Below are 25,702 nucleotides of genomic sequence, written 5' to 3'. Positions count from 1 at the left end.
CATCCCGAACAGAGTAGTTAAGCCCGTTAGCGCAGATGGTACTGCTTTTTTGTGGGAGAGTATGTCGCCGCCTTCTTCTTGAAAACCCCTTCAGTCTACTGAAGGGGTTTTTTTATGCTTATATGTGAAATTTCTACGCAACCATTTTCGATTTTTACATCTATAGAATATAAGAACTAATCTATCGATCCCATGAAATCTCAATTTCTCTTATTACTTAGTATTTTACTCCTTTCTTCATGTTCCAGTAATTCTGATGAATTAGAGACTCAGGATCTTTCAATAGAGAAATTTCCCCAGAAATGGAGTCTTTATAAAATGACGGGAAGTATTCAATATTCAGAAACTATCGGAGAGGATATGGAGTACCAGGAGTTCTATATTTTTAATTCTGATAATTCTTTTTTAAAGACTAGGACTACAGAGGATGATATAATTACCGCAGAAGGATCTTACATATTACAAACGAATGATGACGGAGTCGCTTTTTTACTGGAATATTCAGAAGAGAGTAGCCTTATTGGCAACTGTAGTGGCAATAAAGAAGAGTATCTTTATTTAGATGCAGCTAAAACCACTTTACTAAGTAGCTGGTGGAGTTGTGATGGGCCAGGTCTATTTTATAAGCAGGTTCCTGTGGAGTAAACTAGGTAAAAAAAGTAAAATGTTCTACCAGGTAAAATTTAATCGAATAATGCCTTCATGATGGTCATGATTCCTTTAAACATAAGGAAGATAGAACCTATCGTAGCTAATATTCCAACGATCAAAACCGGGATATACCAGGGATGTCCTTGATTATTAAAGGCGTTGTAAAGTACAGAAGGTCCTATAAAAGCCAATGGTAAGGCTCCGGCCAGAAATTTTAATCCCTTTAAAAGTACTTCCTTGTTAGTATGTTTCATTTACTCTACGTTATAAAATGTTGAATCAGCTTCAGATAATCTAAAATAACCAAAAGGATAATTATCTGGATTGGTCTGATTAATAATATTGCCTTTTACAGTAGCCGGCATGGTTTCAAACGGACCTCCATCGCTGGAGCCTACCTGGGACCTCAATATAAAGAGATATTCATAATAACTTTTAGAAATTCCCTGTATTTGGATCTCAATTAGATCTTCGGCTTTTATATCATCATTCGAATAATATCCGAAGATCTGGTTGCCATTGGTAAATTCGTCTTCATAGATCTCGAGGCTCAGATCATCATCCCTGAACTTGAATAAATAGTAATTCTGTTCTTCTGCAGGATCTGTGTAATATGCTTTGATCTCAATATCGGTCCCTGAAAATCCACCAGATTCTGTTTGTTCTACATAATCTAGAGGAGTTACGGATATTAGCTTTTCTGATGCCGTATATACCTGATCTTCGTATATGATCTCCAGTTGGTAGGATTGATTAAGATCTGGATCGAATCCAGTATTCACGTAATTGCCATTTAAATCGTAAGCAAATACAAATTCTTCACCATCCTGGGCTGTTATCTTTACAGAAGCGTTTTCAACCGGAATCAATTCTTCTTCATAAAACGGAGAAGTTTCTGAAAGTTTAATGCTTTGTTCATTTCCTCGGGTTCCTTTGAACCAGACTATAGAAGCTTCTATTACCAGTCTTGGTTCGCTTTCTTCCAGGTCTATATTTACCACTTCTTCGCATGATGAAAATATAAATACCAGTAAAATCGGAATATATAGGATTAACTTCTTCATTAGAATTTAAAATTATAGGTGACCGAAGGGATAATTCCGAATAAGGATAATCTTACCGCTTCATTCTCTCCGGTATCAGAATTTTCCCTGAAACTAATAGAATAGGCATTTTGCCTGTTATAGACATTATAAAGTCCGAAAGTCCAGAAAGACTCAACTTTCTTTCCTTCTTTTACACCGGGCTCATAGGTCGCAGATAGGTCAAGGCGATGATATGATGGCAGCCTGTCCCCATTTCTTTCTCCATATACAGGAATGTTAATTCCTTCATATTCATATTGCGCGTTCGGGTAAGTGGTTGCCAGGCCGGTTTGGAAAATGAAATTTGCATTTAATTGCCACTTCCTGTTCAGCTCATAACTTCCCGTCATGCTTAGATCATGAGTTTTATCGTAATTGGTATTATACCAGTTTCCGTTATTTATTCCTGGTTCTATAGCTGTTCTTCCTGGCGTACGCTGCTCAGATTTTGAAAGGGTATAGGCAAGCCAGCCGGTTAGTCTACCGGTATTTTTCCTTAAAAGAAGTTCCATACCATAAGCTCTAGATTCACCATTAAGAACAACCCTTTCAATAGCATTATTAGCGATCAGATTGGCTCCGTCTATATAATCTATCCGGTTATCTATATCCTTATAAAAACCTTCCACCTCCAGTGAAAATTCATTTTCTTTGAAATTTCTGAAATATCCCACCGCATATTGATCCAGAACCTGTGGTTTTATAAAAGATCCGCTTGGAGCCCATACATCCAGAGGAGTAGGGGAACTGGTATTTGAGATCAGGTGCAGGTACTGGGCCATCCTGTTATAGCTGGCCTTTATAGATTGATTTTCATCTAGCGTGTAAGCCAGGGCAATACGAGGTTCGAAATTATTGTAAGCTTTTAGTACTTCGCTTCTAGATGACTCTACAGTTTCCAAAATATCTGCTTCCCTATAAATATCTCTTTCAGCGTCATATTCTACCGGATGATTGTCTTCATAAACGTTTATTTCATCCTGGCCTAATCTTAGAAATGTGCTTAGGCGCAATCCATATTCCGCAGAAAATTTATCACTGAGCCTGTGTTCAGCTGAGAGATAAACCGCATTTTCAAACGCGTATTTATTAGTGAGTTTAAAATAATTAATTCCGGAATCTTCATCTATAGGTTTGATCTCCCCGGGATTGAATTCATAATAGGTGTTCTGCATTCCATATTTCAACTGCAGGTTATCATTTATATAATGGTTGAAATCGTATTTTATATTCAGGTTCTTAATACCGCTGTCCCAGTTGAACCCTACAAAATTCAGATTAAGGCCATAATAGTAATCACTATAGATCACTGAAAGGTTTGTAAAGATGTTATCTGAAAAAATATGGTTCCATCTAAGGTTCAGAACGGCATTTCCGTAGGTATTTTCGAAATTCTGACTGATATTGAACACGTCCCTTCCAAAATATCCCGAAAGCAAAAGTTTATTCCGGTCATCTAGATTGTAACTCAGTTTAGTATTGAGATCATAAAAATAGGCAGAGTTCTCGTTATCGGTTAATTTCAGGAATAAATGGGCATAAGAACTACGTCCACCTATCAAAAAGGAACCCTTGTCTTTTACGATAGGGCCTTCAGCAAGTAACCGGCTGGAAATTGCACCAATACCTCCCTGCATTTTGAATTCCTTGCTATTCCCGTCGCGTTGATAAATATCCAGAACTGAAGATACTCTACCTCCGTATTTGGCAGGAATTCCGCCTTTATATAATTTCAGATCTTTAATGGCATCTGGGTTAAATACCGAGAAAAGACCAAAAAGATGCGAAGAGTTATAGATCGTAGCCTCGTCCAGAAGGATAAGATTCTGGTCTACCGCGCCACCTCTAACATTAAAACCGGAGGAACCTTCACCGGCATTAGAAACCCCCGGAAGTAGCAAAAGTGATCTTACCACATCTACTTCACCAAAAACAACGGGCAGTTTCTGAATAGTGCTAATAGAAAGCTTATTCACACTCATTTCAGGTTTTCTAATGTTCAAACCTTCAATATCACTGGTGATGACTACCTCGTCCAGGCTTTCTGAAGCTTCAGTTAGCTGAAAATCCAGCTTCTGGTTAGAATCCAGGTTAATTGTTTTTTGGATGCTCTGATAACCTATATAAGAGATCTCAATTTCATATTCTCCCTGCGGTAGCTTGATGGAATAATAACCATAATCATTGGTAACTACCCCGGTGCTGGCTTCGGGAACTAAGAGATTTACTCCAATAAGAGTTTCGTTGCTGGATGCATCAGTAATTACCCCGTTCAGGGTATATAATTGTTGAGCGTTGACGGTACTATTAAAAAACAGAAATAATAGTAGTAAGGCTAAATAGCGGAATTTCAATTTTTTATTTCAAAAATAGAATTAAGTATCCTAATAAAAAAGTTTAAACTTCACTAAGCCGAAGTTGTCGCTTTTCCTTCTTCGAAAATCTGAATAAAAGCAAAAAGCTAATGAACAGGCAGCTTAATAGGATCACTGCGAGAGGAACCGAACTGGAAGTATGGAATAAACTTATAAGGAACGAGGTAAAAGCTCCCAGGATCATCTTCAAGCTTCCTATTAATGCAGATGCCCGGCCTGCTTTCTTTTCAAAAGGTTCCAGGGAAAGGGCCGTGGTATTAGGATTTTGAAAACCAAGTAAGAATAACATCAAAAATAATAGGATGGCCGTAGAAAAGAATCCTAATTCTAAAAGTGCGTTCAATAGGAATAGCGAGGATAGAATTACCAGTAACACACTATTAAATAACGTGATCTGGAGGGTCGTGAACTTTCTCAGGAATAAACGGTTTATCTGGCTTCCTAAGATCAGTCCCCCGGCATTTAGACCAAATAGAAGTCCGAATTCCTTCTGAGTCAGGTCAAAGTTGCCCATAAAGAGTTTAGGAGCATCAGAGATATAGGCGAACATGGCGCCAATTGCAAAACTTCCGGCAAAGGCAAAACTCCAGAATTTAGAATGGGTTAGAATCCCAAAATATTTAATAGCGACCTGTTTGGGTTTTAGATCTACCATTTTATCTGGTACAATACTTTCCGGTAAAAACCTGGTAACACTTATGATCATTAAAAGGCAGAATACGGCCAGAAAAGCGAAGATCATTTCCCAGCCAAAAGAATCTATGATGAAACTTCCAACGGTAGGGGCGATAATTGGAGCACCTCCCATGATCAACATCAGTATGGAAATGGCTCCGGCGACTTCATGTACCGGGAAAATATCTCTTACAATAGCCTTCGCTGCAACCATTCCGGCGGCTGCTCCCACAGCTAAAAAGAACCTGGAAACGATCAACCATTCCAGGTTAGGTGAATACATACAGCTAATCGCCGATAAAAAATAGATCACCAGGCCGATCAACAAAGGTTTTTTTCTTCCGAATTTATCCATGATCGGGCCATAGGCTAGTTGTCCCAGGGATATCCCGATAAAATAACTGGTAAGGGTGAGTCCTATCTGGCTAATGGATGTATTAAAATCCTTCGCAATACTATCAAAGCCAGGAAGGTAAGCATCGATCGAAAATGGTCCAAGGGCAATCAGGGTTCCCAGAACCAGTAGAATAATATATTCCTGTTTTTTATTTCTCTCCGTAGAATTTGGAAGCATTTTGCAAATTTCAGGAAAGCCTGTATTATGTTCTAATTTCCGGAGATGTTTAACGAAAGATTAAACTATTTCGATTTAGTCCAATAATGATTCAATTATAAACTTTTAGATTTTAAAGTATAACCAGTAAAAGCGAGCCTAACAAAATTTAAAATCGGACATTTGCAGGGAACTATGCAGTTTTTAATGAATTAGATTCTGTATCATCAAATTTCAAATAGTATTATGTCGTTCAAAAAATTAAATCCACCGCTCAAAGAAGCTATTGAACGTTTAGGATTTGAAAATCCTACTGTATTCCAGAAGAACATCTTACCAAAAATAAAAAGTGGAGCAGATCTTTACTGTTTAGCTCCCGAAGGTGCCGGAAAGACAACGGCGATGATCATTAGCGTAATTCAGAAGTTGAATTCTGAAGCTTTTGAGGACTCACCACGAGCTCTTATTTATGTTAAGGATAAAGAAGCTGCTTTAGAGCTTGAACAAAAATTTAAAGAGTTTACCAGGGAAATGGATCTTCGTATATATTGTGCCTATGAAGAACAAAATATAGACGATCAAAAAGATGACATCTATTACGGAGTAGATATTGTGATCGCTACACCGCGAAGACTTGGAAAATTATTCTCCATGACCGGTATTCATTTAGGGCAATTGCAACTTTTTATTCTTGAAGATGCCGAATTCCTTTCAAAACCTGGCAATATTGATGAGATCGTGAGAATACCATTGAGTATTAGTAAATGCCAGTATCTGGTTTTTGCTGAAAAAATGGAGCCTAAAATGGAAAGATTAAGGGATACTTTTATGGAGCGAGCTCGGATAGTAAGAATGTCTAAATAATAAAAAAGCCTCCGTTTATAGCGGAGGCTTTTTTGTTTCAATATAAATGATATTAAGCGTCTGTTGCCAGGATCTCATTTAATTTTACACTTGGACGCATTGCTTTTTTAGTTAGCTCTTCGTCTGGCTCATAATATCCACCTATATCTACAGGTGATCCCTGAGCATCAAGAAGATCCTGAAGAATTTTCTCCTGGTTGTCTTCCATCATCTTAGCGATCCTTGCGAAATAGATGTTCAGATCTTTATTACTTGTTTGAGTAGAAAGTGCTTCTGCCCAGTATAATGCCAGGTAGAAATGACTTCCACGGTTATCAAGTTCGTTAACCTTTCTTGAAGGAGATCTACCTTCGTTAAGGAATCTTTCGGTGGCTTCATCTAAAGCTTCAGAAAGAGTTAGCGCTTTCGAGTTGTCGTATTTATTACCTAAGTGTTCCAGAGAAACTGCCAAAGCAAGGAATTCTCCTAAAGAATCCCATCTTAAATGACCTTCCTCTAAAAATTGCTGAACGTGTTTTGGAGCAGATCCACCAGCACCAGTTTCGAACAATCCACCACCATTCATTAATGGTACGATAGAAAGCATTTTTGCACTGGTACCTAATTCCAGAATAGGGAAGAGGTCTGTTAGGTAATCTCTAAGTACGTTACCCGTTACCGAGATAGTATCTTTCCCATCTTTTACTCTTTCCAGGGTGTAATTGGTAGCTTCTACAGGAGCCATGATCTTGATCTCTAAACCTTCAGTATCATGTTCTGGTAAATATTTATTCACCTTCTTGATCAATTCAGCATCATGAGCTCTGTTTTTATCCAGCCAGAATACTGCTGGCATTTTTGTAGCTCTTGCTCTTGAAATGGCTAGTTTGATCCAATCCTGGATTGGAGCATCCTTTACCTGGCACATTCTCCAGATATCACCTTTTTCAACTTTATGCTCAAGAACGGTTTCTCCTTTAGCGTTAATCACTTTTACAGTTCCATTAGCTGGAATTTCAAAGGTTTTATCGTGAGAACCATATTCTTCAGCTTTTTGAGCCATTAATCCCACGTTTGGTACCGTACCCATAGTAGTAGGATCAAAAGCACCATGTTTTTTACAGAAATCGATAGTAGCCTGGTATAGTCCAGCATAGCTACTATCTGGAATTACAGCCTTGGTATCCTGAGTTTTTCCTTCAGCATTCCACATTTGTCCTGAAGTTCTAATCATAGCCGGCATAGATGCATCGATAATGATATCACTTGGTACGTGCAGGTTAGTAATTCCTTTATCTGAATTTACCATCGCGATATCCGGTCCTTCTTCAAGATCTTTTTCGATCGCTGCCTTTATCTCTTGTTTTTTATCTGAAGGCAGGCTGTCGATAGCGTTTAGCACATCTCCAAGACCTGAGGTTGGATCTGCACCCGCTTTTTCAAGTTCTGCACTATATTTTTCGAATACATCTTCAAAGAAAACCTCTACTGCATGACCGAAAATGATAGGGTCTGAAACCTTCATCATGGTAGCTTTCATATGTAGGGAGAAAAGAACATCTTTCTCTTTTGCATCTTTCACTTCTTTACGAAGGAAGTCCAGAAGGGCTTTTTTGCTCATTACCGTAGCATCAACCACTTCTCCTTTTAAAACTTTAATATTGTCTTTTAAGGTCTTTTTATCGCCGCTTTCTGAAGTGAATTCTATTTTAAAAGTATCATCATCTGCAAGCGTCATGGATTTTTCATTAGATCTGAAATCTCCTTCGCTCATCGTAGCGACATGAGTTTTAGAATCCTTGCTCCATTCACCCATAGAGTGTGGATTTTTCTTAGCGAAATTCTTAACTGCTTTTGGAGCACGTCTGTCTGAATTTCCTTCTCTAAGAACTGGATTTACGGCACTACCTTTTACTTTATCGTAACGCGCCTGTATCTCATTTTCTTTATCGTTAGAAGGCTCATCCGGGTAATCTGGAATAGCAAAGCCTTTAGATTGTAATTCTGCGATCGCATTTTTAAGCTGAGGAATAGAAGCACTGATATTTGGTAATTTAATAATGTTAGCTTCTGGCTTTTTTGCCAATTCTCCTAATTCAGCAAGATCATCTGAAACTTTCTGGTCGTCTTTCAGGTAATCTGGGAATTGAGAAAGGATTCTACCAGCTAACGAAATATCACGGGTTTCTAGGCTTACCCCTGCAGCTTTGGTGAAAGCTTCTATAATTGGCAAGAACGAATAAGTTGCCAGCATTGGAGCCTCATCTGTTTTAGTATAAATTATTTTTTCTTTCTGCGACATTTTAAATGTTTTTGGTTGAAATATATTCAAAGAAAACCCCGGAAAAAGCCAGGGTGTTATCATACGCGCAATATACAGTATTTAGGTCTTTTATCCTAAGTTTAAAGGGGGTCTCACTTGTTAAGAAATCATAAATAATGCAATAAAAAAGCCATTTCATCTTAATTGCTAAAATGAAATGGCTTCAATTGAAACAGCGTATTATCACTCTGATGATATCAAGCGTTTTAAGCTTTCTTGTGTATGCTGTTTCAATCATGATTCAATTTTAAAGAAAATAAAACTGAATCAAATTCGCTTTTACCTTTCAAACGGATTTTGTAAGTACAAAATATTGATGTTATATAGAAAGTAAAAGCTATATGCAAAGAACTTGCTTTACAGGAAAATCGTCTTCACTAAAAATTCTTTTGTCATTTTAATTCCGCCGAATTTCAATAATAAAGATAAGAATAAACCTTTTTTGAATGAAGGTTTTTAACATTTTAATGGGGGATAAATTCGATGATTTTTGAGCAAAAAAAAAGCCCCGAAAGTTCGGGGCTCTTATATATCAGTCTTAAAGAATTATGATTTTCTAATCGCTTCTTTAATACGGGCTTTCTTACCGGTAAGACCTCTAAAGTAGAAAATTCTAGCTCTTCTTACTTTACCTTTCTTATTGATCTCGATCTTCTGGATAGCAGGAAGGTTTACTGGGAAAATTCTTTCCACTCCTACAGTACCACTCATCTTTCTAATAGTGAAAGTTTGAGAAGCGCCTGTTCCTCTTTTCTGAATTACGACACCTCTAAAGAACTGAGTTCTTGTCTTCTGTCCCTCTTTAATTTCGTAATAAACAGTGATCGTGTCACCTGCTGCAAATTCTGGTAGATCTTTTCTTTCTACGAATTCGTCCTGAACGTATTTTACTAACGATTCCATCTTTATTTTTTTAAAAGTAAAATCCAAAACAACATTCACGGTTATCGCCAGAGGTTATTCTAGAATGAGTGCAAAATTAATCAATTTATATTATTCTACAAGCCTGTTGCAGAAAAAATTAGTCTTCTTCTAAAAGGTCTGGCCTCAGACGTTTAGTACGCTCATAGGCTTCATTTTCTCTCCAGGCTTCTATCTTCGGAAAATTTCCTGAAGTTAGAACTTCTGGTACTTCCCATCCTTTGTACTCGGCAGGCCGGGTGTACACCGGCGGGGCCAGTAGATTATCCTGGAAAGAATCGGTTAGGGCAGAGGTTTCATTTCCCAAAACTCCGGGGATAAGTCTTATGATGGAATCACAAAGAACCGCTGCTCCAAGTTCGCCACCAGAAAGCACATAATCACCAATGGAGATCTCTTTTGTTATGAACTGGTCTCTTACTCTTTGATCTACACCCTTATAATGTCCGCAAAGGATGATGATATTCTCATGCATGGATAACCTGTTGGCCATTTTTTGCTGAAGTCGCTCACCATCAGGAGTCATATATATCACTTCCTGGTACTCCCTTTCAGACTTAAGCTTGGAAATACATTTGTCTATGGGTTCTATCATCATCACCATACCTGCGCCACCACCAAACTGATAGTCGTCTACCTGCTTATAATTATCTGTAGTATAATCCCTGAGATTATGCAAATGTATCTCTACGAGTCCTTTTTGTATAGCTCTCTGAAGTATAGAGGCTTCAAAAGGACTTTTAAGGATATCTGGTACTACCGTAATTATATCTATGCGCATGCGTAGGGGTTGTTTCTAAATTTTCAGACCTGAAATGGGTTTATGAAGTCCCACCTGCCTTATTGCGTTCATCCTGAAGCATTCTTCCAAGACGTTGTTCTTTTTCTAAAGCTTTGGTCCTGTAGGCATCAAATTCTTTCTCGGTCTCATCAAGTTTCTGCTGCGCATCTTTAGTAGCAGCATTGGAACTTTTATATCTAAAGAAGAGTATAAGGACTACTGCAACCAGTGCAGCTACAATTCCCCACATCATTCCTTTATATCCACCTTTGCTGAAAGGCATTCCAAGGAACATCAAAGCATCTTTTTCTTCAGATACTCTTTTTAAATCTTCTTTAGTAGATTCCAGCTCATTTTTAAGCTTGGAAATTTCTTCGTTTTGTTGATCCAGGGTATTCTTATGTACTATGATCTCTTCCTTTAATTCGGTAATATAATTCCTGGTAGTATTCCTTAGTTCGATCAACTTGTCATAGTCCACAACCTTATAGCCCTGGTAGTTGTTAGACTCCTGTATCAACGCAGAAAATTCATCCTGGATTGGGGTGTCGGTTTTAAGGCTATCGGTCTGGGCATTCATCTGAAATACACTAGCAATAACAAAAGCAGCTACAATGTAAAATTTGTTACTCATTTCTTTGGGGATTGATTTTTGGTTCATAAAAACAACGGAGCGAATAGGTAGATTAGTATATTTCAGATTTTCGGGAAAGATTCGCTTCTTTGAATTTTAAATTGTTTTGAATCAGTTTTTTAATGTTTTTAAAGTGGTGCAAAAATAAAAAAACCCCGACAATGGCGGGGTCTTTTTTATAAAAATTATACACTACTAATAATAAGTATATCGTCTTACCTTAGCGATATATTTTGCAAGTCTTATTACCTGGTGGCTGTAGCCATATTCATTGTCATACCATATATAAAGGATCACGTTTTTACCGTCTTCAGAAACGATCGTCGCATTACTGTCATAGATAGCCGGCGCAGAAGATCCAATGATGTCTGAAGATACCAGCTCGTTATCTACAGAATATTGTATCTGTTCTACCAACTCACCTTCAAGCGCGTATTTCTTCAGCAGGTTGTTTACGTCTTCCAGATTAGTTTCTTTTTCCACTTCCAGGTTCAAAATAGCTAATGAACCATTTGGTACAGGAACTCTAATGGCATTAGAAGTAAGTTTACCTTCAAAAACCGGTAAGGCTTTGGAAACCGCTTTTCCGGCGCCGGTTTCAGTAATTACCATATTAAGACCGGCAGCTCGTCCTCTTCTGTATTTGCTGTGCATATTGTCCACCAGGTTCTGGTCATTAGTATAGGCATGAATGGTTTCAAGGTGCCCATGAACCACTCCTAAAGAATCCTGAACTGCTTTTAACACAGGTGTAATTGCATTCGTGGTGCAAGAAGCTGCAGAGAAAATATCGATTTCTTCCGGGCTGTATTCCTTTTGGTTTACGCCATGTACAATATTCGGAATTCCCTTCCCGGGTGCAGTAAGTAGTACTTTAGCCGCTCCTTTTGAAGTAAGGTGTCTGCTAAGTGCTTCTTTATCCCTAAATGCACCGGTATTGTCAATTATAAGTGCATCTTTAATTCCGTACATGGTATAATCTATATCTTCCGGCTGGTTAGCAGAGATCATTCGAACTGTAGTTCCGTTCACGATCAATGCCGAATTTTCTTCATCGATATTTACTGTTCCGCTGAAGGGGCCATGCACAGAATCACTCTTTAAAAGAGAGGCTCTTTTTTCCAGAACGCTACGGTCAACTTTTCCTCTGGTAACAACAGCTCTTAGTCTAAGTTGATTTCCTTTCCCAGTCCTGGTCATAAGTTCACGGGCAACCAGGCGGCCAATTCTACCAAAACCATAAAGCACAACATCTTTAGGAGTTACGGTTTCAGTTTCTTTTGCATCATTCAGTTTATTAGATACAAAGGCCATGGCGTTACTGTGTGGCTGACCATCAAGGTGAAATTCATAAGTGAGTTTCCCAATATCCAGCTTAGCCGGAGGTAAATTCAGGTCCTGTATCGCTTTTGCGATCTCTACAGAATCGAAAATAGAAATTGGCTTACCCACAAACTCACCGGCATATTCATGCAGATCCAGAATGTCACTTACATTTCTATTGATGAGTTGATTTCTGAAAAGTACCAGTTCTATAGATTTATCATACCAAAGGTCGCTTACAATGTTTATGAATTCTACGGTAGCTTTGCGGCGATCTGCCTGGAAAGAAAGTTCTTTTTCGTAAACTTTATTAAAGTCCATGTTGAGTTATGTTGTTATAAATTTCCGGCAAAAGTATATATTTCAAACGTTTTCGTAAAAACTTTTCTCAATAAAAAACCCCTCCTGAGCGGAAGGGTTCATTATACTTAAGATCCTTAGAATTATTTCCAGATCATGCGCTGTTTTTCTCCTTGTTTAGTGTAAAAAACGATAACTATTGGATTTGCTCTCGTGCGGCTTCGCATAACTTCTTCAACTTCTCTTACCGAAGATACTTTCTGACCGTTTATTTCTGAAATGATACCACCAACCAGATCTGCAGATGGAAGGTCTTCAGACAACATACGATTTATCCTTACTCCGTTGGGAGCCTTGTAAGCTTCGAGTTCTTCAGCAGAAGCGTTGGCTACTTCAATACCTAAAGCAGGAATAGGGTAGGTGTCCAGCTTGGTAAGCTTTACGTTTACTTCTCTTTCTTCACCATCGCGCATTAGTTTTACCAGGACTTCATCTCCGGGTCTTTTCGAATTGATATATCCTGTAAGATCTGAGAACTTGTTGATCTCGATATTATCAATTTTCTTAATGATATCCTTTTGACGGATGCCGGATTTTTCAGCACCGCTACCTGGGGTAACATCGGCAACTAAAACTCCCTGTGAAGTAGAGAGATCAAGTTCTCTGGTGATCTCATTATTGATGCTGGTTCCTCGAATTCCAAGAATTCCCTTCTGAACGTCTCCAAATTCCATGATGTCTTCAACGATCTTTCTGGCGTTATTAGAAGGTACCGCAAAGGCATATCCAATATAGCTGCCGCTCGGAGAGCTTATCGCTGTGTTTATCCCTATGAGTTCACCATTAATGTTTACCAGGGCGCCACCACTGTTACCTGGGTTGATCGCCGCATCGGTTTGAATAAATGATTGTGGAGAATTATCTCTTAAATTAAGGTCTCTGGCTTTTGCGCTTATGATCCCTGCAGTTACCGTAGATTTTAAATTAAACGGGTTACCAACGGCCAGTACCCATTCACCAATTTGTGTATTATCTGAATCCCCGAATGGAATATAATCCAGTTCTTCTTCAGGATCAACCTTGATAAGGGCAATGTCTGACAATGGATCACTTCCTATAAGCTCAGCTTTATAGGTTTTGTTGTTATTCAGGGTAACTTCTATCTCGCTTGCACCGTCTATTACGTGATTGTTGGTTACTATGTATCCATCTGGGGTAATGATTACACCAGATCCTGCACCTTGCAAGGCTCTTCCTCCATTATTATTGTAAGGGTAATATTCCCAGATACTTCTCGGGCCGCTTTTAAATACCGCTACGTTCTTTACGTGAACCACAGCATGCACGGTCTTTTCTGCAGCTTCTGTGAAATCTGCATTTGTACCGTAGGCTCGATTCGTGTTGGTAACCGGGATAAACGAATTTTGTTGTGAATTATCCTGGGGGAGGAACTGGTTAGAATCTTCTTCAAAGAAGATCTTATAGCTTCCTAAGGTTAGAGCGCCTCCAAGGATAGATACAAATAGTAAAGTTGCTATTTTTTTCATTTTCGGCTTTTGTTATTTATGATTAAACTTTCTTGATTCTCTTATTATTATGGTAAAACCCGAAATTTAACGACCATTTAACAATCCCGAATTCCTGTTCAAAATTGTATATTTGTGCCACTTTCAAAATGACTTATGAAGCTGACATTCTATAAATACCAGGGTACGGGTAACGATTTCGTAATGATCGATAATCGGGATCTTATAATATCCAAAAATGATACCAAATTGATAAATCATCTGTGTGACCGTAAATTCGGAATAGGTGCTGACGGGCTTATTCTGCTGGAAAATCCGGAAGATGAAAAAGATGATTTCAAAATGGTCTATTTTAATGCCGATGGAAATGAAAGCAGTATGTGTGGTAACGGCGGGAGGTGTCTGGTAGCGTTTGCCAGGTTCCTTGGGATCATAGAAGATACTGCCAGATTTACAGCTATAGATGGCGTGCATGAAGCGACTGTGAAGAACGGAATAGTCAGTTTGAAGATGCAGGATGTTTCTGAAGTTTCAAATAACGAAGACTTTCTTTTTCTTGATACCGGTTCCCCACATCATGTGATCTTTTCAGAAAATATAGGTTTAAGGGATATTAAGAAAGATGGTGCCAAAGTGAGATATTCTGAAAGATATGCTAACGGTGGTACGAATGTGAATTTCGTAGAGCCGATTTCTTCTGATTCATTTTCAGTAAGAACCTATGAAAGGGGAGTAGAGGATGAAACACTTTCATGTGGTACAGGAGTTACGGCCGTGGCGATCGCTGCCTACGAATCTGGAAAAACAACTTCAGAAAAAGTGAGTCTTATCACTCCGGGAGGAGATCTGTCTGTAAGATTTAAGAAGTCTGAAAATGGCTATTCTGATATCTGGTTATCCGGGCCGGCAGAACAGGTTTTTAAAGGTGAGATCATATGTTAACATTACAGGGGCAAAAAGTATTTTTAAGAGCACTGGAGCCGGAAGATCTTGATTTTGTTCATAAGATCGAAAATGATGAAAACTTCTGGGAGATAAGTACTACCCAGGCGCCTTATTCAAGGTTTCTTATCAGGCAATATATCGAGAATGCTCATCGCGATATCTATGATATCAAACAGTTAAGACTGGTTATTTGCACCAAGCGAGGTCGACCGGTTGGTCTGATAGATGTTTACGATCTTGAACCCAGGGATAAGAGAGCTGCTATCGGGATCCTTATCGCCGATAAAAAAGACCGGAAAAAAGGATTCGGATCAGAAAGTTTAGCCTTGCTTTGCGATTATTGTTTCACTCATCTTGGTTTGCATCAGGTATACGCCAACGTGGCTTCCAACAACGAAGAGAGTATGCGCATTTTTGAAAGTAATGGATTTAGAAAAGTAGGTTTAAAAAAAGACTGGACGCTATTCAACGGCAAGTATAAAGATGAATGGCTCTACCAATTGATAAATAATGTACATTAAAAAAATAATTATAGCAGTCGCCATTCTTGGAGCGATAGCTTTTGGGATCTTCGGTTATTATATCTATAACAGTATATTTTCTTCTAATACAAGCTTTGAAGCGAAAGAGGAGGTGGTCTATATTCCTTCAGACGCCACTTTCCAGACAGTGATAGACTCTTTGCGACCATTGGTGAAAGACCTGTCATCATTTAGCATGGTTGCAGAAAAGAAAGGTTATGCCGCTAATGTGAGGCCCGGAAGATATTTTCTGAAAAAAGGAATGAATAATAATGAACTGGTGAATACCCTGAGAAGCGGTAACAGGCCGGTGAAGGTTATTTTTAATAATCAGGAAAGACTGGAGAATCTGGCCGGTAGAATCTCTGAGCAGATCGAGGCCGATAGTGTTTCATTGCTTAGGTCATTCAAAGATTCAAGTTTTCTTGCTAAAAATGAATTTAGCGATCCAACAGCCCTGGGGATGTATATCCCTAATCAATATGAATTTTACTGGAATACTTCAGCTGAAGAATTTCGCAGCAGAATGAAAAAGGAGTACGATAGGTTCTGGAATGAAAAGAGGTTGAAAAAGGCTGAAGAGATAGGTCTTTCTCCGAAAGAGGTCATTACTATGGCTTCCATAGTTCAGAAGGAAACGGCGAAGGTTGACGAGCGCCCTAAAGTAGCCGGGGTGTATATGAATCGATATAAGAACGGATGGAAACTGGATGCAGATCCTACGGTGATCTATGCTATCAAAGAGACTACCGGTAATTTCGATACTATTATAAAAAGAGTGCTTTATAAAGATCTCGAACTCGATTCACCTTATAATACATATAAATACAGGCAAATTCCTCCGGGGCCAATCTGGATGCCCGATATTTCTTCTATCGATGCCGTGTTAAATTATGAGAATCATGATTTCTACTATTTTGTAGCCGATGTAGAAAATTTCGGCTATCATAAATTTGCTAAAACCCTGGCACAGCACAATCGAAACAAGCAGGAATACGTGCGCTGGATCAATAAGCAGGGGATAAAAAGATAGCAGAGGTTTTATTTAGGATTCTTTAAGTTTATGATAACAAAGCAGTTATAATTTGGTTAAAGCTTCTGGAACTTTATAATACCTTTAACAGCCTGTAAGTCAAATTATTAAAATTTGTTATACATTTGCCGGGCGAATATGAAAGGGGCATGACTTATGATATAGGTGTGCCAGTAACCTTTCAAAAAACAAAGTAATGAGAAAGAAAATTGCAAAATTTTCAATCTTGCCTCTTGCAGCGGGCTCCATTTTTTTTAGTTTTTCAACTAAAGATGCTGCAAAACTGGATCTGGAAGATTATTCCACTTATGATCTGGAACTGGATTATACAGTACCAGATCTGCGAGATGAAATAATTCCGGAATTCGAAATCTCACACACTTCACCTTACCTGGGCAAGTCCTATGTTGGTTTTAAAGAAGCTCTGGCTTTTAAAGAATCAAGAGGGGATTACAAAAGCATTAACGAATACGGTTATCTTGGTAAATACCAGTTTGGAAAGGGTACTCTAAAACTCGTGGGTATTTACGATACTGTTGGATTCCTTAATTCACCTGCTTTGCAGGAGGCGGCATTCTATGCGAATGCTTCCAGGAATAAGTGGATCCTGCAAAGAGATATCAAGCGTTTTGTTGGTAAAACCATCAATGGGGTAGAAATTACCGAGTCTGGTATCCTTGCCGCAGCGCATTTAGCCGGTCCTGGTAGTGTGAAGAAATATCTTCGTAGTTGGGGAGCTCAGGCTTTCAGCGATGCATTTGGAACCACCATTAAAACCTATATGAAGCGTTTTGGCGGATATGATACATCCTTTGTGAAGACTGAAAAGAATGCCAGGGTAGACTTCGACAAGCTTTCTGTCTAAATATCTTTTTGAATAATAAATATAGCCGGTCTTTTATGAAGATCGGTTTTTATATTTTTCCATTCTGAAGCGGTCGCGGTTTTTATAAATTCTGTTTCCAGCGTAAGATCACAGGCAACACAGATTCTCGTGGTTGGGTGAAGACTTTGAATAAGGTCTTCCAGGAACTTCATATTGCGATAAGGGGTTTCAATAAAGATCTGCGCCTGATTCCTTTCTAGGGAAATTCTTTCAAGTTGTTTGATCTCGTTCTTGCGTTCTTTTTTATCTATAGGAAGGTATCCATGAAATGTAAAGCTTTGGCCGTTCATCCCGCTGGCCATCATTGCCAGAAGAATTGAGGAAGGTCCTATTAGGGGGACTACCTGAATATTGAACCGGTGGGCGAGCTTTACAACTTCAGCTCCCGGGTCTGCAACTCCGGGACAGCCTGCTTCGCTTAACAGTCCCATATTTCTTCCTTCTTTCGCCGCATCCAGGAAGGCTGGTATGTCTGAAGCTACAGTGAATTTATTTAAACCATGAAGTCTAAGGTCTGGCTGCGATTTTTCAGGAAGTATTTGTTTGATGAATCTCCGGGCAGATTTTTCATTTTCAACTATGAAATCATCAATCCCTTCGATGATATTTTTATTCATCGGTGGGAATACCTTATCTGGATTAGATTCTCCCAGATTAACAGGAATCAGGTAAAGTTTTCCGTATTCCTGGTGTTTAGAACTCATAGCGTACCGTTATTCAGTTTTCTGGCGATCTCCTCACAGGCTTCATCAAGCATTTGATAAACGTTTTCGAAGCCCTGTTCCCCTCCGTGATAAGGATCTGGAACATCTACATTTTCTGAAGGAAAGATCTCTTCCAGTATCAAATGTACCTTCTGGCGATCTTCATCTGTCTTAGCCATAGACATGATATCCCTAAAATTAGAGTTATCCATGGCAAATATATGGTCGAAATCTTCAAAGTCGTCTTCAGAGAATTGCCTACCTCTTTGATCGGTAATATCCAATCCATATCTTTTTGCAGTAGCAATAGAGCGCCGGTCTGGTTCAGAACCAATATGCCAGCTACCCGTACCTGCAGAATCTACAAATACTTTATTAGGATCAACTTTAGATTTAAGAATACCTTCGGCCAGTGGTGATCTGCAAATATTGCCGAGGCACACCATCAATACCCTGGTTTTCATAAATTATATTTTATAATGTGAGCTTCTTGTTGAGGTCTTCAACAAATTTTTTGAATTGCTTGTCTGTGGCAGCGAGGTTGTCTACAGTTTTACATGCATGTAACACGGTAGCGTGATCGCGACTTCCAATTTGAGATCCTATACTGGCCAGAGATGCCTTCGTGAACTTCTTGGCGAAGAACATGGCGATCTGCCTTGCCTGTACAATATGTCTCTTCCTGGTCTTAGACTGCAAAGTATCTACATCCATCTGGAAATAATCACTTACAACTTTCTGGATATAATCTATAGATACCTCACGTTTAGTATTCTTAACGTAGTTATCAACGATCTTTTTCGCAAGTTCAAGGGTGATATCTTTCTTATTGAAAGATGAATGAGCGATAAGTGAAATGATTGCTCCTTCAAGTTCCCTGATGTTCGTTTTAATGTTGTTCGCAAGGAATTCAACAATATCTTCCGGCATTTCTACACCATCGCGGTAAAGTTTACTTTTGATGATAGAAACACGGGTTTCGAAATCTGGATGTTGAAGTTCGGCTGAAAGTCCCCATTTGAATCTTGATAGCAGACGTTGTTCAATGTCCTGCATATCAACCGGAGCCTTGTCACTGGTTAGGATAACCTGTTTTCCGTTCTGGTGTAAGTGGTTGAAGATGTGGAAAAATACATCCTGTGTTCCTGCCTTACCAGATAGTAACTGTATATCATCTACTACCAGTACATCTATGATCTGGTAAAAATGGATAAAATCGTTACGGTTATTTTTCTTTACAGATTCTATATACTGTTGCGTGAATTTTTCCGCAGAGATATAAAGAACTGTTTTTTCTGGGTATTTATCTTTTATCTCAACACCTATAGCGTGTGCCAGGTGTGTTTTTCCAAGTCCAACCCCACCAAATATCAATAATGGGTTGAAAGAGGTTCCTCCGGGCTTGTTCGCTACAGCCAGCCCTGCTGATCTTGCCAGTCGGTTGGATTCACCTTCCAGGAAGTTCTCAAAATTATAATTAGGATTAAGCTGAGACTCGATCTTTACATTCCTGATTCCAGGAATGATAAAGGGGTTTTTCAGCTCCGGACTTTTATTCTTGATTGGAACGTCAACTTCCTGTGAAGCCATTTGTGACCTTTGAGTACTTGGGATCTTTTCGGTAAAAGGTAGCTTGTTACCGTAAGTATTCTCCATTTTGATCACGTATACCAATTTAGCTTTTTCACCAAGTTCACGGGTAAGTGAAACTTTTAGAAGTTTTACATAGTGCTCCTCCAACCATTCGTAGAAAAACTTAGACGGCACCTGTATGCTTAAGGCACAATCTGTAAGTTTCACTGCTTGGATAGGTTCAAACCAGGTTTTGTAAGCTTGAGGGGTAATGTTATCCTGAATAAATGACAGACAGTTATTCCAAACCGATTGCGCAGTTTTTGACATTCTTTGTTAAACGTTAATTTAGGTTAGTAGTAAGTTCTTTGCCGGGAACTGGATCAACTTGCGTCCCCAACTTGAGTGGAACAAATATGTGAACAAAAAATGTAAAAAAAAAACCATTTACGGGTTGAATTTTAAGAAAATTTTATGCATACTTGTTTCCGAGCCTGAATATAAAAAACCTTTCTCAGAAAGGCTAGTTTTTTCCTATGAAATCACATAAAACTCTTGTTAAAGTTCGATATGCCGAAACCGATCAAATGGGAGTGGTGCATCATGGAAACTATCCGCAATACCTTGAAATTGCGCGCCTTGAGTGGTTAAGCACTCTAGGTATATCCTACAAAAGTATGGAAGAGGAAGGGATAATGTTGCCGGTATACGAATTAAATTTAAAATATATAAAACCGGTAACTTTTGATGAAAATATCACCATTGAAACTCGCCTTCAGAAAATGCCAAATGTTAAAATTATTTTTGACTACTCGGTATTTAATGAACAGGGTGAGTTAGTAACTTCAGCTACTTCTACTTTGGTTTTTATGGACTCTAAAACTAGGAGGCCAGTAAGATGTCCACAATATATTTTAGATAAACTGAAGGATTAATCCTCCTTTTTTGAAATTTCGACTTTGTAAGTATTGTCGAACTTTTCAAAGATACTTTCTGCATCCTTTTTTCTTACTGCAATATAAATTTTACAATCTAATTCCAGTTTTTGATCGATCACATTTAGATTGTTTTGTTTGATCACCTGCATGACCTTATTCATTTCAGGATAATCAAACTTTACTATAAAAACTTCGTCTATGGTCCGCTTTATTATGTCTGAAGCTTCCAGCGCCATCTGGGCTGCGGTTTTGTAGGCATTAATAAGTCCGCCAACTCCCAGTTTTACCCCGCCAAAATATCTCACGACCACAATAAGTATATTCGTTACATCAAATGACTGGATCTGGCCGTAAATTGGCATGCCTGCAGAATTTGAAGGTTCTCCATCATCATTGGCTCTGTATTGGTGGTCTTCCTTGCCTATTTGCCAGGCGTAACACCAGTGTCTTGCCTTGTGGTGTTTAGCTCTTAATTCTTCCAGGTGTTCGTTAGCTTCCGCTTCGGTCTTTATAGGGAAGGCATACCCGAAAAACTTGGAGTTCCGGTCCTTGAATAACACTTCAGGTGATGGCTTGGTAATGCTTTGGTAAGTATCTTTCATATCGCGCTGTTTGCTACAAGAATTATACTAAGTATTGCCAGTCCAAGTCCTATCCAGTTCTTTCGGATAAGTTTTTCCTTGAATAGCAGGATGCCTACTATGGTAGAGATAGTTACGATGGCTACATGATTCATGGTAAATATCGTGGAGCTGTCAAAACCTTTGGTTCTTAAGGCCAATACCAGGAAATATATGGAAAAATAATTGGGGATGCCCAGGGCAATTCCTCCCAGGATATTTTTAAAGCTGATCTTGAGTTTTCCCATAAATGCCTGGCCAATGAGGATGATTGTACCAATTAAACCGGCAGTAGCGAAAATAGTGGAAGAGAAAAGCCCAACGTCGGTTTCTGAAACATAACTGGTTTCAAGATATTTCAGGCTGGTGTCTATGATGCCGCTTCCCAGGAAAACCAGCAGGGGGAAAATAAGATTCTTGCTTTTGATGCTTATACCTTCTTTTGTCTTTATGGAAGTAAGATAAACTGCGACCAGAGCGAGGATTATACCGATGATCTTAGATATTCCCGTGCTTTCATTGTACAGGAAGATTCCGCAGAGAACAGGAATGGCTACCGACATTTTTGTCGCTACGGCCACTACAGACATTCCACTCTTCTGGGTGGTGATGGCTGCCAGGTTAAAAACCGCGATGAAAAGGAACCCCAGCATCAGGGCACCCGGGAACCAGGATTCATTTGGAACGTGTGTAAAATCTGATCCATCTATGTATCCAAAAAAACCAACGGTGCAGGCTACAAAATAATTCACAATGATGGCCTGTAGGGTGTTGATACCGAATTTTTTATATAACCTGAAGACCACAAAAATTATCGTGGAAGATAAAATACTCAGAAGAAGGTATATCAAAATAGGTCTTTTTTGGTCGTAAAGAGGTCGATGACATCTTCGTGAGTAGGTTCAATATTCCAGGTGTGAAAACCTAGTCTGGAAGCGGTTTCAATATTTTCTGAAGTATCGTCTATAAATAGACATTCCTCAGGCTCAAGCTTATTTTCGTCCAGTACGAATTCAAAAATATCTGGATTTGGTTTACGCATTCCTATTTCATGCGAAAGGTAAAAAGAGTCGAAACAAGATTTAAACTCCTCATAAAAAGGAATCTTCTCTTTTATATGCTCAATATGATTCTCATTAGTGTTACTTAATAAGATGAGCTTAAAATTCTTTTCTTGTGCGAGCTTCTGGATAAACTTAAGGCGGTATTCTGGAAAGTCCAGTAGCATCGAATTCCAGGAATCAAGGAATTCCTCTTTTCCTATTTGCGGGAATTGAGTTCGGTAATGTTCAGATATTTCATCTGAGGTAACGAATCCCTGTTCATATTCCCGGTTTTTAGCCCAGATCGCCTCGGGAAGGGCTTCCACATTCATTGCGCTTAACTTCTTATTCGTTCCTTCTTTATCAAGGTTGATAAAAACATCCCCGAAATCAAATATTATTGCTTTGATCATTTTTGTAAATTTTTAACCGGTCTCCCTCAATATCTAATTCTGAAACTAACTTTCCTTGAAAACCTGGTGCTTTAACGCCCTTCTTGAATTCAGACCTTCCAGTAAATATCCTTGCTTCATCCCATAGCCCTGCATCTATAAATTGTTGCAGGGTAAGACTTCCCCCTTCAATAATCACAGATTGAAGTTCATTTTTATACAATAACTCGCATAGCTTTTCAGAAATATTATCAGTAAAATCTATTTGTTCGTAGCTTAGGCCTTCAATTTCTGATCTTTCCGTTTTTGATTCACAGATAACGATGGTTTTCTGCTTTCCGTCCAGTATGGAAAAGTCCTTTGGAGTTTTTAATTCCCGGTCGATTATGATTCTAACAGGATCATGTCCGGTCCATTTTCTAACATTCAGCGAAGGGTTATCCTTTAAAACAGTATTGGTGCCTACTAAAATAGCAGCCTCTTCACTCCTCCATTTGTGCACTATTTGCCCCGAATATTTGTTGGTGATCCAGACGGGTCTGTTGTCATCTCGATTTTCCGGAGCGATAAAACCATCTTCGGTCTGTGCCCATTTTAAAATTATGTACGGGCGATGCTTTTTGTGGAAAGTGAAGAATCTTTTGTTCAGTTCCAGACATTCTTTCTCCAGAACACCTACTTTTACCTTACATCCCGCATCAAGAAGTTTTTTAATTCCCCTGCCGGCTACCTTGGCAAAAGGGTCCATGGTACCAATTACAACCTTTTTTATACCCTTAGCAATGATGAAATCGCTGCAGGGAGGAGTTTTACCATAATGGCTACATGGTTCCAGGCTCACATAGATCACCGAGTCTTTTAAAAGCTCCTCGTTCTTTACAGAATTTATCGCGTTTACTTCGGCGTGCGGTTCTCCCGCTTTTCGATGCCAACCTTCACCTATTATTTTGTTATTATGAACTATAACGCTGCCTACCATGGGATTGGGATAGGTGGTTCCAAGGCCGTTTTGGGCCAGTTCTATACAGCGTTTTATGTATTTTTCGTGTATATTCACGCCACAAAAATAGAATTAATTAGGCAGAATGAGCACATGGAAAATTCGGGAAATAAAATCCGAAGATAATCAGCAGGTTAAAGACTTAATTAGAAGTGTACTGGTAGAAATGGGAGTTCCAAAAGTAGGAACTGCTTATGAGGATAAAGCCCTTGATGATATGACCGATACCTACAAGGGAGAAAGGCGGGCCTATTTTGTAGTGGAAGAAAATTCTAAGATCATTGGGAGTGCGGGTATCGCTCCTCTCACCGGCCTGGAAGAAGAGATTTGCGAGCTTCAAAAAATGTATTTCCTGCCTGAAGCCAGGGGCAGAGGAATTGGCATGGAAATGATCACCAAATGTCTTCAATTTGGACGGGATCACGATTTTAAAAAATGCTATATTGAAACCCTTCCTTATATGGAAAATGCCCGCAAGCTATATCATAAAAATGGCTTCGAGGTTATTGAAAAGCCGCTAGGGAATACCGGTCATTATAATTGTACGGTATTTATGATCAAGGATCTTTAAGATCGATAATTATAAAATTCGAAGCAGAGTATGCTTATCTCTCAGTTAAAAATTCAGTTTATAGAAAGTTTGCAGGATGAATTTCCTATAACTGAAATTGAGTCTTTTTTTTATATACTCACTGAATACTACCTGGGGATTAAAAGGATAGACATGGCTCTGGATCGTGATCTTGAGATATCAGAAGCACAATTTCAGAAATTCGAAAAAGCCATGCTTCGGCTTAAAGACCATGAGCCTGTACAGTATATTACCGGGCAAACCGAGTTTTATGGTTTGGAATTCGAGGTGAATAAGAATGTGCTTATTCCAAGACCTGAAACTGAGGAGCTGATAGAATGGATCATTCAGGACCATCAAAATAAAAGCGAGAAGCTTAATATTCTGGACATAGGTACTGGAAGCGGATGTATCCCGATCTGCCTGGCGAAGAATATAAATAATGCCCATGTTGGTTCCTTCGATATTTCAAAGGAGGCTTTAGCATTGGCCAGAAGAAATGCCCAGAAAAATAATGTTGAGGTCGATTTCCGGGAATTTGATATTCTTTCCGCGGAAAAGCTAGATGAAAAATATGACATCATAGTTTCAAATCCTCCATACGTGCGGGAGCTGGAGAAGAAAGAGATGCATAAGAATGTACTGGAGCATGAGCCGGAACTGGCTCTGTATGTGCAAGATGATGATGCGCTCATCTTTTACCGGCAAATTTCTCAACTGGCCAAAGAGGCGCTTAAAGAGAATGGGGTGCTGTATTTTGAAATAAATCAATATTTAGGAGAGGAGACTAAAGCGCTTGTTGAAAGTTTTGGTTTTGAAGCTGAATTGAAAAAGGATATTTTTGGAAATCACCGAATGTTGAAAGCGATCAGGAAATAATATATGAACGAGAATTTAAACAAGATCCATAACCTCGCGGTGTTTTGTGCTAGCAGCGATGGCAATGACAGCGAAATCTATGAAACAGCCTATGAGGTTGGAAAAATAATGGCCGCTAATGATATCAGGCTGGTTTATGGCGGTAGTAAACTGGGATTGATGGGGCAGGTTGCCAGGGGAGTGATGGATAATAAAGGTAAGGTGACCGGAGTGATCCCTGATTTTTTAAAAACCAAGGAAGTTGTTCATACGAGTCTGGATAAACTTATTACCACCCAGGATATGCACGAGCGCAAACTCACTATGAACGAATTGAGTGATGCATTTCTAACCTTACCCGGAGGTTTTGGTACCTTTGAGGAACTTTTCGAGATCGTAACCTGGGCCCAGTTAGGCTTGCATAGAAAACCAATTGGCTTGCTCAATATTGGTGGTTTCTATGACGATCTTATAAGCATGTTGAATACGATGTGCTCAAAAGGACTTCTGAAGAAAGAAAACCTGGATATTCTTTTGGTTTCAGACAATTTTGAAGATCTTTTAGATAAAATGAGAACATTTGAGCCAAAACCGGTTCCAAAATGGATGAATAAGAATCAAACCTGATC

At 38.9% G+C, this 25,702-nt stretch carries 27 protein-coding genes and 1 rRNA gene; 11 read left to right on the top strand and 17 right to left on the bottom strand.

Annotated elements, in window-relative coordinates:
- Both rrf and C8P64_RS11455 read left to right on the top strand, forming a co-directional pair.
- A 5S ribosomal RNA gene (rrf, locus tag C8P64_RS16740) occupies positions 1 to 76 on the top strand; the annotation flags it as partial.
- A 116-nt stretch (positions 77 to 192) separates the two neighbouring features.
- The gene (locus C8P64_RS11455; protein ID WP_108172191.1) at positions 193 to 645 is read left to right on the top strand and encodes a hypothetical protein; all 453 of its coding nucleotides are present in this window, start codon (positions 193 to 195) and stop codon (positions 643 to 645) included.
- A gap of 38 nt (positions 646 to 683) precedes the next feature.
- Here C8P64_RS11455 and C8P64_RS11450 read toward each other — a convergent pair whose 3' ends face one another.
- The 4 genes from C8P64_RS11450 to C8P64_RS11435 are packed head-to-tail and all read right to left on the bottom strand — an operon-like array spanning position 684 to position 5,360.
- Positions 684 to 905 carry a DUF6095 family protein gene (locus tag C8P64_RS11450; RefSeq protein WP_108172190.1) on the bottom strand — a complete coding sequence of 74 codons (222 nt, stop codon included), beginning with the start codon at positions 903 to 905 and terminating at the stop codon, positions 684 to 686.
- The gene (locus tag C8P64_RS11445) at positions 906 to 1,715 is read right to left on the bottom strand and encodes a DUF4249 domain-containing protein (RefSeq protein ID WP_108172189.1); all 810 of its coding nucleotides are present in this window, start codon (positions 1,713 to 1,715) and stop codon (positions 906 to 908) included.
- The gene (locus C8P64_RS11440) at positions 1,715 to 4,090 is read right to left on the bottom strand and encodes a TonB-dependent receptor (RefSeq protein ID WP_108172188.1); all 2,376 of its coding nucleotides are present in this window, start codon (positions 4,088 to 4,090) and stop codon (positions 1,715 to 1,717) included. The genes C8P64_RS11445 and C8P64_RS11440 overlap by 1 nt, the downstream gene beginning before the upstream one ends.
- A gap of 43 nt (positions 4,091 to 4,133) precedes the next feature.
- Positions 4,134 to 5,360 (bottom strand): multidrug effflux MFS transporter, encoded by a 1,227-nt coding sequence (locus C8P64_RS11435; protein WP_108172187.1) that lies wholly within the window; start codon positions 5,358 to 5,360, stop codon positions 4,134 to 4,136.
- Between the two features lie 225 nt (positions 5,361 to 5,585).
- Here C8P64_RS11435 and C8P64_RS11430 point away from each other — a divergent pair, with 225 nt between their 5' ends.
- Entirely contained in the window at positions 5,586 to 6,203 is a 618-nt protein-coding gene (locus C8P64_RS11430; RefSeq protein WP_108172186.1) for a DEAD/DEAH box helicase, read from the top strand.
- A 52-nt stretch (positions 6,204 to 6,255) separates the two neighbouring features.
- On the opposite strand, the gene C8P64_RS11425 is transcribed toward C8P64_RS11430, so the two are convergent.
- The 6 genes from C8P64_RS11425 to C8P64_RS11400 all read right to left on the bottom strand — a co-directional run bounded on the left by C8P64_RS11425 (position 6,256) and on the right by C8P64_RS11400 (position 14,011).
- Positions 6,256 to 8,484: an NADP-dependent isocitrate dehydrogenase gene (locus C8P64_RS11425; RefSeq protein ID WP_108172185.1), complete on the bottom strand. Its 2,229-nt coding sequence runs from the start codon at positions 8,482 to 8,484 to the stop codon at positions 6,256 to 6,258.
- 567 nt (positions 8,485 to 9,051) lie between these two features.
- Complete coding sequence (rplS, locus tag C8P64_RS11420) at positions 9,052 to 9,408, bottom strand: 50S ribosomal protein L19 (protein WP_108172245.1); 357 nt, start codon at positions 9,406 to 9,408, stop codon at positions 9,052 to 9,054.
- Positions 9,409 to 9,526: 118 nt separating this feature from the next.
- Positions 9,527 to 10,207: a tRNA (guanosine(37)-N1)-methyltransferase TrmD gene (gene trmD / locus C8P64_RS11415; protein ID WP_108172184.1), complete on the bottom strand. Its 681-nt coding sequence runs from the start codon at positions 10,205 to 10,207 to the stop codon at positions 9,527 to 9,529.
- 40 nt (positions 10,208 to 10,247) lie between these two features.
- On the bottom strand, positions 10,248 to 10,841 hold the full coding sequence (locus tag C8P64_RS11410; protein ID WP_108172183.1) for a Z-ring associated ZapG family protein: 594 nt from the start codon (positions 10,839 to 10,841) through the stop codon (positions 10,248 to 10,250).
- Positions 10,842 to 11,036: 195 nt separating this feature from the next.
- On the bottom strand, positions 11,037 to 12,485 hold the full coding sequence (locus tag C8P64_RS11405; RefSeq protein ID WP_108172182.1) for a glyceraldehyde-3-phosphate dehydrogenase: 1,449 nt from the start codon (positions 12,483 to 12,485) through the stop codon (positions 11,037 to 11,039).
- 122 nt (positions 12,486 to 12,607) lie between these two features.
- Entirely contained in the window at positions 12,608 to 14,011 is a 1,404-nt protein-coding gene (locus C8P64_RS11400; RefSeq protein WP_108172181.1) for a trypsin-like peptidase domain-containing protein, read from the bottom strand.
- A 135-nt stretch (positions 14,012 to 14,146) separates the two neighbouring features.
- Here C8P64_RS11400 and dapF point away from each other — a divergent pair, with 135 nt between their 5' ends.
- From dapF to C8P64_RS11380, 4 genes are all read left to right on the top strand, one after another.
- Positions 14,147 to 14,932, top strand: a complete 786-nt coding sequence (gene dapF, locus C8P64_RS11395) for a diaminopimelate epimerase (protein WP_108172180.1) — start codon at positions 14,147 to 14,149, stop codon at positions 14,930 to 14,932.
- Complete coding sequence (locus C8P64_RS11390; protein ID WP_108172179.1) at positions 14,926 to 15,456, top strand: GNAT family N-acetyltransferase; 531 nt, start codon at positions 14,926 to 14,928, stop codon at positions 15,454 to 15,456. The genes dapF and C8P64_RS11390 overlap by 7 nt, the downstream gene beginning before the upstream one ends.
- Positions 15,446 to 16,489, top strand: a complete 1,044-nt coding sequence (gene mltG / locus C8P64_RS11385; RefSeq protein ID WP_108172178.1) for an endolytic transglycosylase MltG — start codon at positions 15,446 to 15,448, stop codon at positions 16,487 to 16,489. Before C8P64_RS11390 ends, mltG begins: the two co-directional genes overlap by 11 nt.
- A gap of 196 nt (positions 16,490 to 16,685) precedes the next feature.
- Positions 16,686 to 17,354 carry a peptidoglycan-binding protein LysM gene (locus C8P64_RS11380; protein WP_108172177.1) on the top strand — a complete coding sequence of 223 codons (669 nt, stop codon included), beginning with the start codon at positions 16,686 to 16,688 and terminating at the stop codon, positions 17,352 to 17,354.
- Here C8P64_RS11380 and C8P64_RS11375 read toward each other — a convergent pair.
- The 3 genes from C8P64_RS11375 to dnaA are packed head-to-tail and all read right to left on the bottom strand — an operon-like array spanning position 17,351 to position 19,981.
- Positions 17,351 to 18,079 carry an SAM-dependent methyltransferase gene (locus C8P64_RS11375; RefSeq protein WP_108172176.1) on the bottom strand — a complete coding sequence of 243 codons (729 nt, stop codon included), beginning with the start codon at positions 18,077 to 18,079 and terminating at the stop codon, positions 17,351 to 17,353. The two genes, C8P64_RS11380 and C8P64_RS11375, sit on opposite strands and share 4 nt — an antisense overlap.
- On the bottom strand, positions 18,076 to 18,543 hold the full coding sequence (locus tag C8P64_RS11370; protein ID WP_108172175.1) for a low molecular weight protein-tyrosine-phosphatase: 468 nt from the start codon (positions 18,541 to 18,543) through the stop codon (positions 18,076 to 18,078). Before C8P64_RS11370 ends, C8P64_RS11375 begins: the two co-directional genes overlap by 4 nt.
- A gap of 10 nt (positions 18,544 to 18,553) precedes the next feature.
- On the bottom strand, positions 18,554 to 19,981 hold the full coding sequence (gene dnaA, locus C8P64_RS11365; RefSeq protein WP_108172174.1) for a chromosomal replication initiator protein DnaA: 1,428 nt from the start codon (positions 19,979 to 19,981) through the stop codon (positions 18,554 to 18,556).
- 206 nt (positions 19,982 to 20,187) lie between these two features.
- On the opposite strand from dnaA, the gene C8P64_RS11360 reads away from it, so the two are divergent.
- Positions 20,188 to 20,586, top strand: a complete 399-nt coding sequence (locus tag C8P64_RS11360; RefSeq protein WP_108172173.1) for an acyl-CoA thioesterase — start codon at positions 20,188 to 20,190, stop codon at positions 20,584 to 20,586.
- On the opposite strand, the gene C8P64_RS11355 is transcribed toward C8P64_RS11360, so the two are convergent.
- The 4 genes from C8P64_RS11355 to ribD are packed head-to-tail and all read right to left on the bottom strand — an operon-like array spanning position 20,583 to position 23,701.
- Positions 20,583 to 21,191: an IMPACT family protein gene (locus tag C8P64_RS11355; protein WP_108172172.1), complete on the bottom strand. Its 609-nt coding sequence runs from the start codon at positions 21,189 to 21,191 to the stop codon at positions 20,583 to 20,585. The genes C8P64_RS11360 and C8P64_RS11355 overlap by 4 nt on opposite strands.
- Positions 21,188 to 22,060, bottom strand: coding sequence for an EamA family transporter (locus C8P64_RS11350; protein ID WP_108172171.1), 873 nt, complete (start codon positions 22,058 to 22,060; stop codon positions 21,188 to 21,190). The genes C8P64_RS11355 and C8P64_RS11350 overlap by 4 nt, the downstream gene beginning before the upstream one ends.
- Positions 22,057 to 22,665, bottom strand: coding sequence for an HAD family hydrolase (locus tag C8P64_RS11345; RefSeq protein ID WP_108172170.1), 609 nt, complete (start codon positions 22,663 to 22,665; stop codon positions 22,057 to 22,059). The genes C8P64_RS11350 and C8P64_RS11345 overlap by 4 nt, the downstream gene beginning before the upstream one ends.
- Entirely contained in the window at positions 22,643 to 23,701 is a 1,059-nt protein-coding gene (ribD, locus tag C8P64_RS11340) for a bifunctional diaminohydroxyphosphoribosylaminopyrimidine deaminase/5-amino-6-(5-phosphoribosylamino)uracil reductase RibD (protein WP_108172169.1), read from the bottom strand. Before ribD ends, C8P64_RS11345 begins: the two co-directional genes overlap by 23 nt.
- Before the next feature lie 28 nt (positions 23,702 to 23,729).
- Here ribD and C8P64_RS11335 point away from each other — a divergent pair, with 28 nt between their 5' ends.
- From C8P64_RS11335 to C8P64_RS11325, 3 genes are read left to right on the top strand one after another with little or no spacing between them, the layout of a single operon-like run.
- Positions 23,730 to 24,215 (top strand): GNAT family N-acetyltransferase, encoded by a 486-nt coding sequence (locus tag C8P64_RS11335; protein WP_108172168.1) that lies wholly within the window; start codon positions 23,730 to 23,732, stop codon positions 24,213 to 24,215.
- 30 nt (positions 24,216 to 24,245) lie between these two features.
- Positions 24,246 to 25,094, top strand: coding sequence for a peptide chain release factor N(5)-glutamine methyltransferase (gene prmC, locus C8P64_RS11330; protein WP_108172167.1), 849 nt, complete (start codon positions 24,246 to 24,248; stop codon positions 25,092 to 25,094).
- Positions 25,095 to 25,097: 3 nt separating this feature from the next.
- A complete protein-coding gene (locus tag C8P64_RS11325; protein WP_108172166.1) occupies positions 25,098 to 25,700 on the top strand; it encodes an LOG family protein in 603 nt (200 codons plus the stop codon).
- Positions 25,701 to 25,702: the final 2 nt, after the last annotated feature.

It is taken from the genome of Christiangramia gaetbulicola (assembly GCF_003054225.1).
GTDB lineage: Bacteria > Bacteroidota > Bacteroidia > Flavobacteriales > Flavobacteriaceae > Christiangramia > Christiangramia gaetbulicola.
This window is presented reverse-complemented; position numbering and strand designations above follow the sequence as displayed.

Bases quoted from the DNA above. Each gene is read 5' to 3' on its own strand.
- C8P64_RS11455 (WP_108172191.1), top strand. From the start codon at position 193: ATGAAATCTCAATTTCTCTTATTACTTAGTATTTTACTCCTTTCTTCA.
- C8P64_RS11450 (WP_108172190.1), bottom strand. From the start codon at position 905: ATGAAACATACTAACAAGGAAGTACTTTTAAAGGGATTAAAATTTCTG.
- C8P64_RS11445 (WP_108172189.1), bottom strand. From the start codon at position 1,715: ATGAAGAAGTTAATCCTATATATTCCGATTTTACTGGTATTTATATTT.
- C8P64_RS11435 (WP_108172187.1), bottom strand. From the start codon at position 5,360: ATGCTTCCAAATTCTACGGAGAGAAATAAAAAACAGGAATATATTATT.
- C8P64_RS11430 (WP_108172186.1), top strand. From the start codon at position 5,586: ATGTCGTTCAAAAAATTAAATCCACCGCTCAAAGAAGCTATTGAACGT.
- C8P64_RS11425 (WP_108172185.1), bottom strand. From the start codon at position 8,484: ATGTCGCAGAAAGAAAAAATAATTTATACTAAAACAGATGAGGCTCCA.
- rplS (WP_108172245.1), bottom strand. From the start codon at position 9,408: ATGGAATCGTTAGTAAAATACGTTCAGGACGAATTCGTAGAAAGAAAA.
- trmD (WP_108172184.1), bottom strand. From the start codon at position 10,207: ATGCGCATAGATATAATTACGGTAGTACCAGATATCCTTAAAAGTCCT.
- C8P64_RS11410 (WP_108172183.1), bottom strand. From the start codon at position 10,841: ATGAGTAACAAATTTTACATTGTAGCTGCTTTTGTTATTGCTAGTGTA.
- C8P64_RS11405 (WP_108172182.1), bottom strand. From the start codon at position 12,485: ATGGACTTTAATAAAGTTTACGAAAAAGAACTTTCTTTCCAGGCAGAT.
- C8P64_RS11400 (WP_108172181.1), bottom strand. From the start codon at position 14,011: ATGAAAAAAATAGCAACTTTACTATTTGTATCTATCCTTGGAGGCGCT.
- dapF (WP_108172180.1), top strand. From the start codon at position 14,147: ATGAAGCTGACATTCTATAAATACCAGGGTACGGGTAACGATTTCGTA.
- C8P64_RS11390 (WP_108172179.1), top strand. From the start codon at position 14,926: ATGTTAACATTACAGGGGCAAAAAGTATTTTTAAGAGCACTGGAGCCG.
- mltG (WP_108172178.1), top strand. From the start codon at position 15,446: ATGTACATTAAAAAAATAATTATAGCAGTCGCCATTCTTGGAGCGATA.
- C8P64_RS11380 (WP_108172177.1), top strand. From the start codon at position 16,686: ATGAGAAAGAAAATTGCAAAATTTTCAATCTTGCCTCTTGCAGCGGGC.
- C8P64_RS11375 (WP_108172176.1), bottom strand. From the start codon at position 18,079: ATGAGTTCTAAACACCAGGAATACGGAAAACTTTACCTGATTCCTGTT.
- C8P64_RS11370 (WP_108172175.1), bottom strand. From the start codon at position 18,543: ATGAAAACCAGGGTATTGATGGTGTGCCTCGGCAATATTTGCAGATCA.
- dnaA (WP_108172174.1), bottom strand. From the start codon at position 19,981: ATGTCAAAAACTGCGCAATCGGTTTGGAATAACTGTCTGTCATTTATT.
- C8P64_RS11360 (WP_108172173.1), top strand. From the start codon at position 20,188: ATGAAATCACATAAAACTCTTGTTAAAGTTCGATATGCCGAAACCGAT.
- C8P64_RS11355 (WP_108172172.1), bottom strand. From the start codon at position 21,191: ATGAAAGATACTTACCAAAGCATTACCAAGCCATCACCTGAAGTGTTA.
- C8P64_RS11345 (WP_108172170.1), bottom strand. From the start codon at position 22,665: ATGATCAAAGCAATAATATTTGATTTCGGGGATGTTTTTATCAACCTT.
- C8P64_RS11335 (WP_108172168.1), top strand. From the start codon at position 23,730: ATGAGCACATGGAAAATTCGGGAAATAAAATCCGAAGATAATCAGCAG.
- prmC (WP_108172167.1), top strand. From the start codon at position 24,246: ATGCTTATCTCTCAGTTAAAAATTCAGTTTATAGAAAGTTTGCAGGAT.
- C8P64_RS11325 (WP_108172166.1), top strand. From the start codon at position 25,098: ATGAACGAGAATTTAAACAAGATCCATAACCTCGCGGTGTTTTGTGCT.